Annotated in this window: 9 protein-coding genes and 1 pseudogene; 9 read left to right on the plus strand and 1 reads right to left on the minus strand. The window is 37.5% G+C overall.

Annotated features, from left to right (window positions below; all coding sequences use genetic code 11):
* A partial coding sequence (locus B091_RS0110645) for a transposase (RefSeq protein ID WP_018109874.1) occupies window positions 1–197 on the minus strand: 197 nt, incomplete at its 3' end.
* Window positions 198–515: 318 nt separating this feature from the next.
* Between B091_RS0110645 and B091_RS0110650 the strand changes: the two genes are divergently transcribed.
* The 9 genes and pseudogenes from B091_RS0110650 (at window position 516) to B091_RS12875 (ending at window position 16,354) form a co-directional block, all read left to right on the plus strand.
* Window positions 516–3,518 carry a SusC/RagA family TonB-linked outer membrane protein gene (locus B091_RS0110650; RefSeq protein ID WP_025069644.1) on the plus strand — a complete coding sequence of 1,001 codons (3,003 nt, stop codon included), beginning with the start codon at window positions 516–518 and terminating at the stop codon, window positions 3,516–3,518.
* A 22-nt stretch (window positions 3,519–3,540) separates the two neighbouring features.
* Window positions 3,541–5,028: a RagB/SusD family nutrient uptake outer membrane protein gene (locus tag B091_RS0110655; RefSeq protein WP_018109981.1), complete on the plus strand. Its 1,488-nt coding sequence runs from the start codon at window positions 3,541–3,543 to the stop codon at window positions 5,026–5,028.
* An 18-nt stretch (window positions 5,029–5,046) separates the two neighbouring features.
* Entirely contained in the window at window positions 5,047–6,510 is a 1,464-nt protein-coding gene (locus B091_RS0110660) for a SusE domain-containing protein (protein ID WP_026166372.1), read from the plus strand.
* Between the two features lie 63 nt (window positions 6,511–6,573).
* A complete protein-coding gene (locus B091_RS0110665) occupies window positions 6,574–8,325 on the plus strand; it encodes an endo-dextranase (RefSeq protein ID WP_018109983.1) in 1,752 nt (583 codons plus the stop codon).
* Window positions 8,326–8,333: 8 nt separating this feature from the next.
* Window positions 8,334–10,817, plus strand: a complete 2,484-nt coding sequence (locus tag B091_RS0110670) for a glycoside hydrolase family 31 protein (protein WP_018109984.1) — start codon at window positions 8,334–8,336, stop codon at window positions 10,815–10,817.
* A gap of 12 nt (window positions 10,818–10,829) precedes the next feature.
* Window positions 10,830–12,614: a SusF/SusE family carbohydrate-binding protein gene (locus B091_RS12150; RefSeq protein WP_018109985.1), complete on the plus strand. Its 1,785-nt coding sequence runs from the start codon at window positions 10,830–10,832 to the stop codon at window positions 12,612–12,614.
* Window positions 12,615–12,843: 229 nt separating this feature from the next.
* Entirely contained in the window at window positions 12,844–13,092 is a 249-nt protein-coding gene (locus B091_RS13025; protein ID WP_155888336.1) for a T9SS type A sorting domain-containing protein, read from the plus strand.
* A gap of 6 nt (window positions 13,093–13,098) precedes the next feature.
* Complete coding sequence (locus B091_RS0110685; RefSeq protein ID WP_018109987.1) at window positions 13,099–15,291, plus strand: glycoside hydrolase family 97 protein; 2,193 nt, start codon at window positions 13,099–13,101, stop codon at window positions 15,289–15,291.
* A gap of 335 nt (window positions 15,292–15,626) precedes the next feature.
* A pseudogene (locus tag B091_RS12875) lies at window positions 15,627–16,354 on the plus strand (RteC domain-containing protein).
* Window positions 16,355–16,882: the final 528 nt, after the last annotated feature.

Consider the following 16,882-nt stretch of genomic DNA (forward strand, 5'->3'; position numbering starts at 1 on the left):
GTCTTCGTAGAATATCCATTACGGCTATTATCCTCTTTTCTATGACTGTGTTTGTCATAATCTAAATGAGCATCCAGCTCACCTTCGAGCATTTTCTCTATACCTCGCTTTTGAATGGACTTAAGGAAGTTGTTTAGTTCTTCACCTGTTTTGAACTGTTTAAAGAACTCATCGGGGATTAAATCTTCTGTTTTCATACATGTCTAAGTTTTTTATTATAAAACAACGGCTCAGGTAAAGTTGTTACCCAAGCCGATCATTTTAACTTACACACTTTATGAGAGGGTGTCAGCTATTTCGCATTAAATAGTTGTTTTCACCAAACTACCATCTACTTTTTTTTATAAACATAAACAATTAATCAATTGATGCATAATTGATTAATTGTTTCGACTCTCTATATTGCTACTATATGTAATTTTTATATGACTTAGGATTATATATATTTGTGAAAATTGCTTTTGTAGTTTTAATAAAGCGTAATGCCAAACCTTTTTTTAATTAAATTAAATACCATGAATAATGTGAAGTCTTCAAAGATGCTGCATAAGATGTGTTTTTTATTCTTATGTATGCTATTTAGTTTAGCCTTACAGGCTCAAGATCAGAAGAAAATAACAGGAACAATTGTAGATACCAATGGCGAATCCATTATTGGTGCATCTATCATTGTAAAAGGGACATCTGTTGCTACAGTCAGTGACATAGACGGTCACTTTTCTTTCGAAGTAGCTGATGCTTCAGTTGTCACTATTTCGTATATGGGTTTTCTTTCACAAGAAATTACTATTACAGGAAAGTCTCATCTGCAAGTTGTACTCAAAGAAGACTCCAAAATCTTAGATGAGATTGTAGTTGTGGGCTATGGAGTTATGAAAAAGAGTGATCTCACAGGTTCCCTTTCGTCTGTCGGCTCTAAAGTGTTAAAGGACAAGCCTGTTGCAAATATTGGAGAGGCATTGCAAGGTAGAGCTGCCGGTGTTCAGATTGTTAATTCGGGAGCACCGGGGAGCAATGTTTCCATTCGCATCCGAGGATTGGGAACAATCAACAATAGCGACCCATTATTGGTAATTGACGGGATACCTACCGATATGCCCTTGAATGCTTTGAATCAGAATGATGTAGAAACCATCGATATACTGAAAGATGCTTCAGCAACTGCAATCTATGGATCACGAGGTGCGAACGGAGTGGTATTGATTAGTACCAAAAAAGGAAAGACGGGCGATGGAGTAATTTCTTTGAGTTACAATACAGGAGTGCAAACCGCAACATCTGTTCCAAATATGTTGAATGCAAGCCAATTTGCATCATTGCATAACGAAATGATGGCGAATAACGGGCTGTCGCAACGACCCGATTTTGCTGACCCTACAATCTGGGGAAAAGGAACTGACTGGCTCGATGCTTTACTACAAACAGCATGGATGAGCAATTATGGCATATCCTACTCTGGAGGAACAGACAAAAGTAACTATTATGTTTCTGCAGGTGTTTTAGACCAAGAGGGAGTTGTGATAAATACCTCATACCGCAGATATTCTTTGCAATTTAATGGCGAATCTAAAATACGTTCGTGGTTGAAGTTTGGTAATAATATAACGCTGAGCCACGATAGAAAGAAAAATGGATCGTACAGCGTTCGTAACACAATGGCTGCATTGCCCACGCAAGCAATATATAATGAAGATGGAACTTTCTCGGGTCCCGGAACGGAAGCCAAGTTTTATGGCGATGCCCGTAATCCTATTGGTACAGCTACAATGGAGAAGAACGATACTAAAGGTTATAACCTATTAGGAAACTTATATGGTGAAGCTAAGCTATTTGATAAAATAACCTATAAGATGACGGGAGGGATCGATTTCAAATTTTGGGATAGTATGAATTTCTCTCCTAAATATGATTGGAAACCAATACCCGTACCTAATTCGTACAGAAGTGAAAGTTCGAACAAAAGCCTCACCTATCTTTGGGACAATACCATTACATACATGGATACGTTCAAAGAAAAACACAATGTGAATGTAATGATAGGTTCCAGTGCTCAGAACAATGTATATAACTACATGAATGCTAGTGTAAAAGAATTCCTTTCGGATAATAATAATCAATTGAATAACGGTCTGCTAGATCCAACAGTTGGTGGTAGCCGAAACGACTGGGCTTTGCTATCGTTTTTTGGTCGTGCCAATTATTCATACGACAATAAATATCTTTTGACAGCTACTGTGCGTCGTGATGCGACATCCCGTATTTCGAAAAACAATCGCTGGGGAACTTTTCCCTCATTCTCTGCTGCATGGCGTTTGTCTGAAGAATCATTCTATAAAAAGAATGATTGGATATCAGATGTTAAGTTACGTGCAGGATATGGTGTAACAGGAAATCAAGGCGTTTTGGATAATTACGCATATATAACGAGATTAAAAACAGCACAATATGTATTTAATGGAACACCGGTGTCTACTCTTTATCCATTGGTGATGGCTAATCCTGACATTAAATGGGAAACTGTGAAACAGGCAAATATAGGGTTTGACCTTTCACTGCTCAACCAACGAGTAAACGTAACATTTGATGCATACATTAAAAACACTACGAATATGCTCGTAAGCATGGTTGTGCCAATTACTACCGGATATTCGGATATATATACTCCAATGATAAATGCAGGAAAGGTGAAAAACACAGGGTGGGAATTAACCATTTCTTCTCAGAACCTAAAAGGAGGGACAATTGAGTGGAACACCGATTTTAATGTATCTTATAATAAAAATACAGTTCAGGCTCTGGATGATGGCGTGCCTATTTATAGTGGATATCAGGTACATGCCGAAAATCAACCAATCGGTTCTTTCTATGGCTATGTAACCAATGGCTTGTTTCAAAATTGGGATGAAGTAAATAATTATGCCTATCAGAAGCAAGGAGCCGACCCCAAAAATAGTACAGCACCCGGCGACATTAAATTTAACGACCTCGACAATAATGGAGTAATCAACGAAAAAGACCGAACATATATAGGAAATCCAACTCCGGAATGGAATTTTTCATTAAACAATAGCTTCAATTATAAGAGTTTCGATTTGCAGATATTCTTGCAAGGTGTAGCCGGAAACGATATTTATAATGCAAATAGAACATCGTTAGAGAGTATGTCGATAATACAGAACCAAACAACAAAAGTATTGGATCGCTGGACAGGTGAAGGAACAAGCAACTCGATGCCACGTGCCGTTTATAGCGACCCTAATGAGAACAACAGAAACTCAACACGTTTTATTGAGGACGGATCATATCTCCGATTGAAGAATGTGACACTAGGTTATACCTTACCCGAATTTATAATTAGAAAAGCATCTTTAGGTAGTGCTAGATTTTATGTGTCGGGACAGAATTTATATACGCTGACTAAATATTCGGGATTTGACCCTGAAGTCTCGGGAGGTGTTGACAACAGTAATTATCCGATTACACGTACAATAAGTTTCGGATTAGATATTAAATTCTAATAAACATAAAAAGAATACAATTATGAAAAAGATATTTTATATAGGGTTCATTTCCCTTACAGCCATATTTTGTTCTTGTTCCGATTTTTTAGATAAGTCTCCATACGAAGACCCCAGTGCTGAAACAAACACCGATGAAGCATCTGCTATTGCGATGACCAATGCTGCTTATCAGCCCATGCAGCGTCCAAAACTCTATAATATGAGAATGTGGGCACTTGACATTGTCGCCGGAAATAGCGAAGTTGGAGCCGGTGGAGGTACGGATGGTATCGAAACCATTCAGTTGGCAAATTTCACGACCGGAGCTGATAATAGTGCAGCTATTGATATTTGGAGAGGACCAAATCCCGGAATCATGTATTGCAACACAGTACTACAGAGTGTACCAAGCATGAATATAAGTGAAACAATAAAAAATCGTTGTATTGGAGAAGCTAAATTTTTACGGGCTAACTATTATTTTATTCTTGTTCAATTGTTCGGAGATGTGCCGCTAAGTCTTGTCCCTGCTAAACCAGGAGACGATTTATACCCTGTGCGCACTAACAAGGCTACAATCTATAACGAAGTGATTATTCCCGATCTGTTGGATGCCATAAACCTCCTGCCATCCCGCGAAGAATATAACGACAACAATAAAGGTAGAGCAACCAAAGGAGCTGCTGCTGGCACACTAGCGAAGGTATATCTCACATTGGGTGAATATCAAAAAAGTATAGATATGTGCAAGCTGGTTGAACAGTTAGGATACACCCTGAATTCCGATTATAGCGATTGTTTTGGAGGTGAACCAAAGAATAAAAACACTGCCGAATCGTTGTTTGAAATTCAATACTATGGTTTAACAAAAGCTGATTTTTGGAGTGATGAAAACCAAGCATCTTGGTTGAGCACATACATGGGACCACGCAACTCGGGATGGGTTGGTGGAGGTTATGGATGGAACCAGCCGACACAAGAGTTTGTAAATCAATATGAGTCTGGCGATTTGCGTAAAGATAAAACTATTTTTTACGAAGGCTGTCCTCCATTTGATGGCAAACAATACAAAAGCACCATGTCGAGCACGGGGTATAATGTTCGTAAGTTTCTTGTACCACTTTCTATTTCTCCCGACTACAATACCAATTCGGCAAATATTATTGTATTACGATATGCAGATGTCTTGCTTATGAAAGCAGAAGCATTGAATGAACTGGGACACACGACTGATGCCGAAGAGCCATTGTATGAAGTTCGCAAGCGTGCAGGATTAACTAATCGTGCCGATATAGAAGGGCTTACTCAAGATGAAATGAGAGATAAGATTATACACGAACGTAGAATAGAATTAGCATTTGAAGGACACCGTTGGTTTGATATGATTCGCTTGAATGATGGACAATATGCACTTGACTTCTTACACTCGATAGGGAAAGTAAATGCATCCCGTAAGCATCTTTTATTCCCTATTCCTCAAAAAGAAATAGATGCCAACCCCAATCTTAAACAGAATACTGGTTATTAATATACAAAAGATATAATAATGAAAAACTTAAATAAAATATTAGTAGGAATTCTATTTCTTCTTCCATTTTGTTTGGCATCGTGTACCGACGAAGACAACATGGAGCTGAACAAAGGAGAACAGCCCCTGACCCTCGTGGCTGATGAAATAGATATAGTATTAGATGTAACAGCACCCGAAAGCAATGCTGTTACATTCAACTGGACAAGTGGTTCGAATCAAGGAACGAACGCTGCAATAACGTACGCATTCGAGCTTGCACCTAAAGGAGCCAATTTTGCAAATGCAGTAACTAACAAACTTGATAAAGGAACAACTTCTTTTGTATATAAAACAGAAGACCTAAACGCAGTTTTGCTTAATAACTTCGGAATCTTGCCAAATACAGATGTTGAATTAGAGGCACGTGTAACAGCAACAATCCATGACCAAAAAGTACAAACTTTAGCGTCTGAAATTATGATGATTAAAGTGACAACTTATAAGGATGTTTCCAAAACACTATATATTATTGGCGATGCTGCTCCTAATGGTTGGGTTGCCGATAATGCGACAAAGATGAATTCTGTAACCGGTGCAGCAGGAGGCTTTGTATGGCAAGGTAAATTGAAAGCCGGTAAGTTGAAGTTTATTACAACATTGGGCGAGTTTACTCCATCATACAACAAAGGTGCGGATGATACAAAACTATATTACCGCGAAACAGGAGATGATTCTTACGACGAGCAATTTGAGATTCCTACAGCAGGTGTCTACAAAATTACACTCAATATAATCAACCTGGCGATTAAAATAGAAGCTCTTGAGGCTCCTGAGTATGGTGAACTTTGGCTTGTGGGAAATCCAACAGGATGGAGTTTCAAACCTATGAACCTTGATGCATCCGATCCATTTATATTCCATTTCAATGCAGATTTATCAGCCGGTGGAGAGTTTAAAATTGGAACCAAAGCCGATTTTTCTGACGATGTTGTATTTCTTCGCCCTGCTGTTGATAAAACTCCTGCGGGAACCAATCTGGATGTTGTGAAATGGTCGAAGAATGAAAATGCAGAGGATCATAAATGGGATATTGTAGGGGGAATTTATAAGATAAAGATCGACACACGCGAAATGAAGATTGATATTGTTCCTTTCGTTCCATTTACAATGATTTATTTGGTGGGTGATGCAACTCCTAACGGGTGGGATATAGGCAATGCAACACCATTGACAGCCGTTGGTGGAAATGCCAATAAATTTACTTGGAAAGGAACACTTAATGCAGGAGATTTTAAATTCACCTGCGATAAACAAAGCGACTGGAATGGTGCTTGGTTTATTGCAAGTATGCCAGATGCTGCTACTGATGGAACAGAACAGCAAATGATATTTAGTGCTAAAGGAGCCGGAGTGGATTATAAATGGAAAGTAACAACTGCCGGAACTTATACAATTGAGTTAGATCAGTTGCAAGAAACTATTACAATCAAGAAGAACTAATATAACAAAGGAGTCTAAGGTGTTGTAAGTAATTATAGCACCTTAGCATAAAACAAGAATATCATGAAAAATATATATTTAACCATTATATTATGTGTATTTATACTTAATGGTTGTGAAGACTATTATGATACGAATAACGATCCCATAACATATGGTGAGACATACATGAGCATAGATTTCAGTACAGATAAGGCTATCTATAAACCAAGTGAAACTGTTCACTTTATACTCAAAGATGCCCCCAAAGCAAATGCGAAAGTGAGATACTCGCATCTGGGGACAGTATTGAAAGAGGAAAATTTATCCGGAGGGGAATGGACTTGGACTGTACCGTCCGACGATTATAAAGGTTATATGGTTGATGTATACGAAACAGTAGACGGCAAAGAAAAAGTATATGCAAACATAGCAGTGGATGTATCGTCCGATTGGGCTAAATTTCCTCGTTATGGTTTTCTTTCCAACTATGGTAAGATTGCCGATAATCAGATGAATACAGTTATCGAAACTCTCAATCGCTATCACATCAATGGAGTTCAGTTTTATGATTGGATGTATGACCATCAACGTCCGTTGGCAGGCAGTGTCGAAAATCCTGCTACATCATGGCCCGATTTGATTGGACGAACAAACTATTTGTCAACCGTACAAGGATATATCGGTGCTGCACATAATAAAGGGATGAAAGCAATGTTCTACAATTTAGCTTTCGGAGCATTGAAGAATGCGGCTACCGATGGGGTTAAAGAAGAATGGTATTTGTATAAAGACCAAAACCATACAGAGAAAGATAATCATCATCTCGATGCACCTTTCCGTAGTAGTATTTATCTTACCAATCCTGCAAATACCGAGTGGCAAACATACTTGAATGCACGCAACAAAGATGTATATGCTGTACTTGATTTTGATGGATACCATATCGACCAATTGGGAAACAGAGGCACACTCTACAATTACGATGGAAACGAAGTTAAACTAAACGAGAGCTACAAACCATTTATTGATGCTATGAAACAGTCATCATCAGACAAACGCCTGGTGATGAACGCTGTTAGCGGATATGCACAAGATAATATTGCAAAAGGAAATGTGGATTTTCTATATACTGAGGTATGGAGCGAAAGCAAAAGTTTTGATGCCCTTTCTCAAGTTATTCTAGACAATAATGCACATAGCAACTATACAAAGAATACTGTGCTGGCAGCTTATATGAATTATGATAAATCGAACAACGCGGGCTATGTAAACATGCCTGGGGTTTTACTCACTAATGCTGTTATATTCTCATTTGGCGGAGCACATCTCGAATTAGGGGAACATTATTTGGCAAACGAGTACTTCCCGAATTCAAATCTTCAGATGAAAACAGCATTGCGTAAAGCACTGGTCAACTATTACGATTTTTTGGTGGCATATCAAAATATATTGCGCGACGGAGGCTCTTTTTCTTCCTATACCATTCAATCTGCAGACAGCAAATTGAATATCAGTAATTGGCCAGCCGATAAAGGGCAGGTGGCGATTGTTGGGAAGAAAGTTGGAAATAGAGATATTATCCATCTGATAAATTTCAGCAATGCTAATTCGATGGAATGGCGAGATGCTAATGGTGAGCAGATTGAACCCACTTTGGTACAAGAGGCAATAATTAAAATTACGGCATCGGGCTCTGCGAAGAAGATATGGTTTGCATCTCCCGATATTAATGGAGGTGTTGCACAACAACTTAGTTTCACTCAAACAGGAACTGAAATTACACTAACACTCCCTTCTCTTAAGTATTGGGACATGGTTGTTGTGGAATATTAAATGAAAATATGATGATAAAATTAAAATATATATTATTTTTTCTCTTTTTTCTCCCCGTTGGGCTATTTGCCAATGAGTGTATTTCATATACTAAAACGGGAAATCAAGTAACTTTCATTTGCAAAGATGGAACAAAACTCTCTCTTACGATCAATAGTAGCTCGGTAGTAAAGATATGGTATGACCCAACTGGTAAATTTGCAAGAAACAATGAATCATTTGCTGTGGTCAATGAATTGCTGGAAGGTGTTGGCGAAATAAATGTAGATGAGCAAGCAGCTTGCTACGAAATCTATACATCGAAACTTCGCATCCGACTAAACAAGAATCCGATGCAATTGCAAATTTTCGATAAGTATCAGAAACTGTTGTTTAGTGATTTCAAAGAAAAAGGACACATTTCCGATTCAACAGCGAAAAAAGCATATAAAGTATTACGCAAGGATGAACAATTCTTTGGTCTGGGCGAAAAAACAGGTACACTGAACAGACGGGGCAAAGAATACAAAATGTGGAATAGTGACAAACCTTGTTATAGCACAACAGAAGATCCGCTCTATAAAAGTATCCCGTTTTTTATGAGTAGTTACCGCTATGGAATATTTTTAGATAATACTTACAAAACCGAATTTAAGTTTGGAACCGAATCGGACGAATACTATTCGTTTGAAGCTCCCAATGGCGAGTTTATCTACTATTTCATTTTTGGGAAAGACTATAAAGAAATTCAGCAACAATACATTACACTTACTGGCAAACCTATTATGCCTCCTAAATGGGCATTAGGATTTTCGCAATGCAGAGGATTGTATACCAGTGAAGATCAGGCTTTGGAAATAGCATCCGAATTTAGAAAACGCGAGATACCTTGCGATATTATCTATCAGGATATAGGATGGACACAAGGCTTACAGGATTTCAACTGGCGAAAAGGAAATTATAAGAACCCAAAAGCAATGCTTGAAACATTGAAAAAGCAAGGATTTAAGATGATTTTATCGCAAGACCCTGTCATATCTCAAGCAACCAAAAAACAATGGGCAGAAGCTGACAAATTGGGATACTTTGCCAAAGATATCCGCACCGATAAATCGTATGACATGCCGTGGCCGTGGGGTGGTAATTGTGGAGTTGTTGACTTTACCAAACCCGAAGTGGCTGATTGGTGGGGTAAGCAACAACAAAAACCGATTGACGATGGAGCCAGTGGTTTTTGGACAGATATGGGCGAACCGGCATGGAGCAACGAGGAAGATCTTGACCGCTTGAATATGAAGCACCATTTGGGGATGCACAACGAAATTCACAATGTATATGGTCTAACATGGGATAAGGTAGTAAAGGAACAATTTGAAAAGAGGAATCCGAATAAACGTGTTTTTCAAATGACACGTGCTGCTTATGCCGGATTGCAACGTTACACTTTTGGGTGGACAGGCGATAGTGGAAATGGTAATGATGTACTCGAAGGCTGGGGACAGATGGCAAATCAAGTGGCTATGGGTATTTCTGCCGGATTGGGTGGCATCCCTTTCTGGACAACTGATATTTCGGGTTATTGTGGCGATATTACGGATTATCCGGCTATGGCAGAACTATATACTCGTTGGATGCAGTTTGGTGTATTCAACCCTCTGAGCCGTGCTCATCATGAAGGAGACAATGCCGCAGAACCATGGATGTTTGGCGAGGTCGCAGAAAAAAACAGCAAGGCAGCTATTGAATTAAAATATCAATTGTTTCCATACCTATATACCTATTCCCGTAAGGCTCATGATAGTGGTCTACCAATTGTCAGAGGTCTTTTTATGGAGTATCCGAATGATGAACAAGCTACAAGAATAGACGATCAGTTTCTGTTTGGCGAAGAATTACTGGTAGCCCCTGTGTTGAAAAAGGGAGAACGTGTGAAGCGGGTATATCTCCCAGATGGTGAATGGATTGACTTCAATGATAAAAAAACAGTGTATTTGGGTGGACAAACGATCGCTTACAGAGCACCTCTGAATGTGATCCCCATTTTTGTAAAGAAAGGCTCTATTGTTCCTCAAATGCCTGTTATGCAATACATCCACGAGAAAAAAGACTATCCTTTATTTATCCATATTTTCCCGAATTATGAGGGCGAAAGTGCAAGTTTCGAATTGTATGAAGATGATGGAGAAAACCTAGATTATTTAAATGATATTTTCTCTAAAACTCTGTTTGAGTGCTCAACCCAAAGCGATGGATATAATACGTTGATTAGTGTTAATGATAACAATTTCAAACAATCGGAGAAACGAAACATCATTCTCAAATATCATCTTGATAAAAAGCCAACAAAAGTATCTGTAAACAACAAAGAAATTGGTTCTGTGGAATATAGTGAAATTGAAGGAAATCAAGATATGGACTTTGATACTAGCCAGTGGTCTTGGAACGAAGAGTTAGGCGAATGTTGGGTAAAAATACCAGATACAAGAAGTAATCACACAATAAGTATCAAATAAATTTCCGACACCATGAAAAACTTTATATTATTATCTTTTGTTATATCGCTTTTGCTATCATCTTCTGCTTCTGCAATAGAAATAAATGATGGACCAAAAGCTCCGCTCTATTGGAGTGCATACGAATATTGTTATACTGTAAGTAATAACGGAATGCTTGGATATATTCCCGAAGATGTCTGGGAAAGCAACATCAACTGGGTAGAACAGAATCTTAAATCTTACGGCTATGATATGGTCTGTATCGATGGTTGGGGAGACGACTCCAATTTTAATGAAAATGGATATCGAACAAAACATTCGACACATTGGGAACACGACTATGCATGGTGGGCAAATTTTCTTAAAAACAAAGGTTTAACATTAGGTATCTACAACAATCCATTGTGGGTGAATAGAAATGCAGCATCGCATGGAGTAAAAATTAAAGGAACAGATATCCCATTAGAAAATATTATAAACAGAGAAGAACCCGCCAAATGGTTTTCTTGGGTGCAAGTAGAAAAAGAAGGGGCAGAGGAATATGTCAAAGGATATATTCAATACTATGCAGATATGGGAGTGAAATTTTTGAGAGTTGACTTTCTTTCTTGGTTCGAAGATGGTGTAGACCGCAATGCTGACTACAGTGTCCCATTTGATCGACCTAAAGAATATTATCAAACTGTCCTCAAATGGATGAAAGAAGCTTGTGACGTCAATGGTATGACATTGAGTTTGGTAATGCCTCATCTGTATAATCATGCACAGAATGAATTAAATTATGCTGGTGGGAGCATGATTCGTATCAATGATGATGTAACAGATGGTGGTTGGGATAGATTTAGTGATGTGGCTAGAGGCATGTATCACGATATTTGGCCTATGTACCATAATACATTCGATGGTTTTATTCATTGGTCAGATATTGCCGGTTTTGGCAAAAATAAAATGATTTTGGATGGAGACTTTACGCGCATCAATACATTCAGAAATAATGAAGAAAAAAAGACTGCAATCTCTTTGCAATTGATGGCTGGTGCCCCAATTGCCATTACAGATCAACATAATACGATAGGTGATGATTTATGGATCTATCAAAATAAAGAACTCTTAGAATTAAATGTCAATCGTTTTGTAGGTCGCCCATTATCGCGAGATGTATCTAATCCAAATAGTCAGATATGGAAAGGACAAATGCCAAATGGAGACTGGATAGTAGGTCTCTTTAATAGAGAAAACACGGAGCAGGTACGTTCAATTAATTTTCAGCAGGAATTAGGTGTAATTCAAGGTTTTGTTCGCGATCTATGGCAACATTCCGATTTAGAAGAGATGACTTCTATATCGGAGACGATTGTACCTCATGGCTGTAAGATTTACAAAATCACGGCTAATGCCGATCAATTAATGATTGTAGGCGATGCAGTATGGAGTGAATGGAATCTGAATAATGCCTGTGTTATGTTATCGGATAACAATACAGTGTTTACTTATACCGGATGGTTCGAGAAGGATAAAGAATTCAAATTCATCACGCAAACAGAATGGGGCAAAGATGAATACAAGAATGGAGGTGAAACATATCTTGATAATATAGGAACACTAAGATTGGGTGGAAATGATGATAAATTTAAATTGCCAGAATCAGGAAATTATAAAATCACATGTAGTTTAGCCCAACTAACAATCACAGCAGAGAAAATAAATTTGCAAGACAAACCTATTTTATCACAATGTGTTATATCTGGTTGGAGATGCTACTTCTGCAAATTGGACGCTATCGAATGCAATATCTCTAAAGCAAGATATAAATAGCCCCTTCATTTTCTCGTCTTCGCTATATCTAAATGAGGGTGGAACATTCAAGATTGCTGTCAATAAATATGCTAATTATGATCAAAAATTTTATTTCCGCGATTTAGTTAATAGTAACATAATAAGTGAAGACGGAACGGATGACAGACAATGGAATGTTTCTGCATCAGGAAATTATATTGTTACGGTAAATGTGTTGACCAATAGTATATCTATTTCCAAAGATATTATGACAAACATTAATCAGGAGAGAAGTCCTAATATTCAAATATCAGAGTCTGGTAATAATCATTTTACCATACATGGAGGTGATAAATCTACAATTAGGATTTTTAATATAAATGGGAGATTAATTCGAACCATAAAAAATATTTCTGATATACGATTGTTAGATATGAGTAATTATAGTCGTGGAATATATCTAGTCCAGATATTTGATGAAAAAATAAATACAAGCCATAAAATTTTAATAAAATAAATAGATATGAAAAAAACAATCTTGTTTTTGTGTTTAAATTTCATAATTGCTACAATAATAGCGCAAGAACTAAAATCGCCTGATGGAAACCTAATAATGAATTTTACTCTCCAAAGTGGAGGTATTCCTACTTACAGTCTTTCTTACAAAAATAAATCTGTGATAAAACCAAGTAAGATGGGACTCGAGCTTAAAGGGGGAAATGTAAAAGTAGAATTTGGTAATGAAACAATAAAATCAGTCGCCGACCCCAAAACATCACTTTATGATGGGTTCCAAATTCGTAATACTGAAACTGCTAGTTTTGATGAAACATGGCAACCGGTGTGGGGCGAAACAAAAAATATTCGCAATCACTATAATGAGTTGGCGGTTACCTTAGAGCAGAAATCAAATGATCGTCAAATGATTATTCGTTTCCGTTTGTTTGATGATGGTTTAGGCTTTCGCTATGAGTTCCCGAGACAAAAAAATCTTGTTTATTTTGTCATCAAAGAAGAAAAAACTCAATTTGCAATGACAGGAGATCATACGGCTTACTGGATTCCCGGAGATTATGATACACAAGAGTATGACTATACAACTTCCAAGTTGTCTGAAATTGGAGCTTTGCAATCAGCAGCAATCACTGATAATCTATCACAAACATCATTTTCTCCGACAGGGGTTCAAACTTCATTGATGATGAAGTCCAACGAAGGTTTGTATATAAATTTACATGAAGCTGCTCTTATTAACTATGCTTGTATGCATCTCAACTTGGATGATAAGAATTTCATCTTCGAATCTTGGCTGACTCCCGACTCAAAAGGCGATAAAGGATATTTGCAAGCAGCGTGTAATTCGCCTTGGCGTACAATCATTGTAAGTGACGATGCTCGTAATATTTTAGCTTCAAATATGACGTTGAACTTGAACGAACCATGTAAAATAGAAGATACGTCATGGATTAAACCTACAAAATATGTGGGTGTATGGTGGGAAATGATAACCGGAAAAAGCGATTGGTCTTATACACACGACTTTGAAAGTATTCATTTGAATGAAACAGATTATTCGAAAGCAAAGCCACACAGGAGACATGGCGCAACAACTGCTCATGTGAAAGAATATATAGATTTTGCAGCTCTCCACGGTTTCGACGGAGTATTAGTTGAAGGGTGGAATATTGGTTGGGAAGATTGGTTTGGCAACTCCAAAGATAATGTGTTTGACTTTGTTACTCCTTATCCCGACTTTAGTGTTGCCGAAGTTCGAGACTATGCAAAAAACAAAGGAGTGAAAATGATTATGCACCATGAAACATCTGCGTCCATCCGCAACTATGAGCGTCATCTGGACAAAGCCTATCAGTTTATGAAAGATAATGGCTACGACGCTGTAAAAAGTGGCTATGTGGGAAATATTGTTCCTCGTGGCGAAAACCATTACAGTCAATGGATAAACAATCATTACCAGTATGCAATAGAAAAAGCAGCTGATTATAAGATCATGGTCAACGCACATGAAGCAGTACGCCCGACGGGAGTTTGTCGCACTTATCCTAATCTTATTGGGAATGAATCGGCACGAGGGACAGAATATCAGGCCTTTGGAGGCAGTAAACCCAATCATGTTACCTTACTTCCTTTTACTCGTCTCATAGGAGGACCCATGGATTATACTCCGGGGATTTTTGAGATGGACATCAATAAAATTAATCCCAATAATACTTCTTATGTAAATAGCACATTGGCAAATCAATTGGCACTATATGTAACAATGTATAGCCCCTTACAGATGGCTGCCGATTTTCCAGAACATTATAATAGGCATTTGGATGCTTTTCAGTTTATCAAAGATGTTGCTTTGGATTGGGATGATAGCAAATATTTGGAAGCTGAGCCGGGAGAATATATTACAGTTGCTCGCAAAGCGAAGGGAACGAATAATTGGTTTATTGGTAATGTGTGTGGTGAAAAAGGTTTTGCCTCTAAAATTTCATTTGATTTCTTAGATTCGGGGAAGACATATATTGCGACCATATATAGCGATGCACCAAATACTAATTATAAAACAAATCCACAGGCATATGAAATCCGAAAAGTTGTAGTGACAAATAAATCTAAACTCGTTCAGGTATCTGCTCCAGCGGGAGGCTATGCTATTAGCATTTTTGAAGCTAATAAGGATGATGTAAAAGGATTGAAAAAATTGTAACCAGAATTTGAACATTAGAATATTTCTTTCTTGCTTTTAGCTTCTACTGACTATGGAGCAGAATTCTAAAAGATGAGCGAGACTTAGTAATTGACTAAAGATTAAACAGGGTATTTATTGCCCTGTAATTTCTATATTATTCATTAAAACAATTACTTATGATTCAATTTTCAAGTAACCTAATGAAAGAAGTCGACCAGTCTCTGCGGATAATCAATGCGAAGAATATCGACATGCTAAAAAAAGCAGGAGAAGTTACTATTATCCTGAAAGATGCATTTGAACGCCTGAGAACCTTCGTTTGCGAATATCAATTCAAGGACGAAGAAGAAGAGATGCTTTTCTTTAAACAAATCAAGCCAAGCCTGCTTTGTGACCTGATTTATTATCGTAAAGTATATAATATTGAACTCAATCGCCCTACCGGAGGAGATGCAGAAGTAAAGTGTTATTTAGAGAAAGAATTGAGCCGTATCAAAGATTTTTTGATAAGAACAATGCTATCTATCGTTACTACCGTTCAGGCGAAACAAGTAATGACAGAATGTACTTTCTTCGAGGACAGTTCGATAGTACGCTTTATCAGGAAAGTTTTTCTTCTGAGCGTGACCCCTTGTTTTCTACCTGCTGCGATTATAAGATTGCTAAGATATTGGCTAATAATCGAGTGGAAGACTATATTTTGGACGAATTGGCAAAGGTAGACGAATCCTATGGAGTACCTCTACCCAAAGTAAAACTGACATGGACAGGGAGGAAAATAGATCTCATGGAACTGATTTACGGACAGTATTGTGCTCAGTCGTTAAATAATGGCGAAGCCAGTCTGAATCAGATTGTTGAATATTATGAATTTATCTATAATATTGATTTATCCTATACTTCAGAACGAGCATGGTATGATCTGACTACCCGAGATAATCCAACTACCTATATTGATAAAATGCGTAAGCTATTTCGAGAACGGATGGATGGTGATGACTCTAAGGATAACAATCATAGAAAGAACTACAAAAACAAACGTAAAAAAGATGACGACGATGATCGTATAATTGGAAACTAAAATACAATGAGCTTTAGAAAACCGAATCGCATTTTTCTAAACGAGAACATATGAATATTTTTCAGACTCTAATATCTAAAAACTGGTAATTTTTAAAGCATAAAGAAGAGTAAGAATCGGATTCATGCCATAAGTTTATGGCGAGTGGAACAGTCGAAGGAACCAAAATCGTCTCCAATTATTACGGTTTGGATATGATAATCGCTATTGCTTTTCGGGTACAATCAGTCAAAGCGAATATCTTTCGTAAGTGGATCATTGATAAATCTACCGCACCGGAAGTAACAACAATGCCTTTATTATTGATGCAAAATGCAATGCTCAACTAATACAGAACGTTATTGACTAGTCCTAAATAAGCGTTACAGTTTATTTATCAAATATAGTTTAATTATCCTATAGGAAGGCTGGCCTTCCTATAGGATTTATTTTTATAAGTTCTCATCTGTGATATGCTTTGTTTGTGCATCTGTTCAGGTGTTTGCATATAACATGACCAATGAGGTCTTTTTGTATTATATATTTTAA

The sequence above is a fragment of the Bacteroides propionicifaciens DSM 19291 = JCM 14649 genome (genome assembly GCF_000375405.1).
In the GTDB taxonomy this organism is placed as follows: Bacteria; Bacteroidota; Bacteroidia; order Bacteroidales; family Bacteroidaceae; genus Bacteroides_E; species Bacteroides_E propionicifaciens.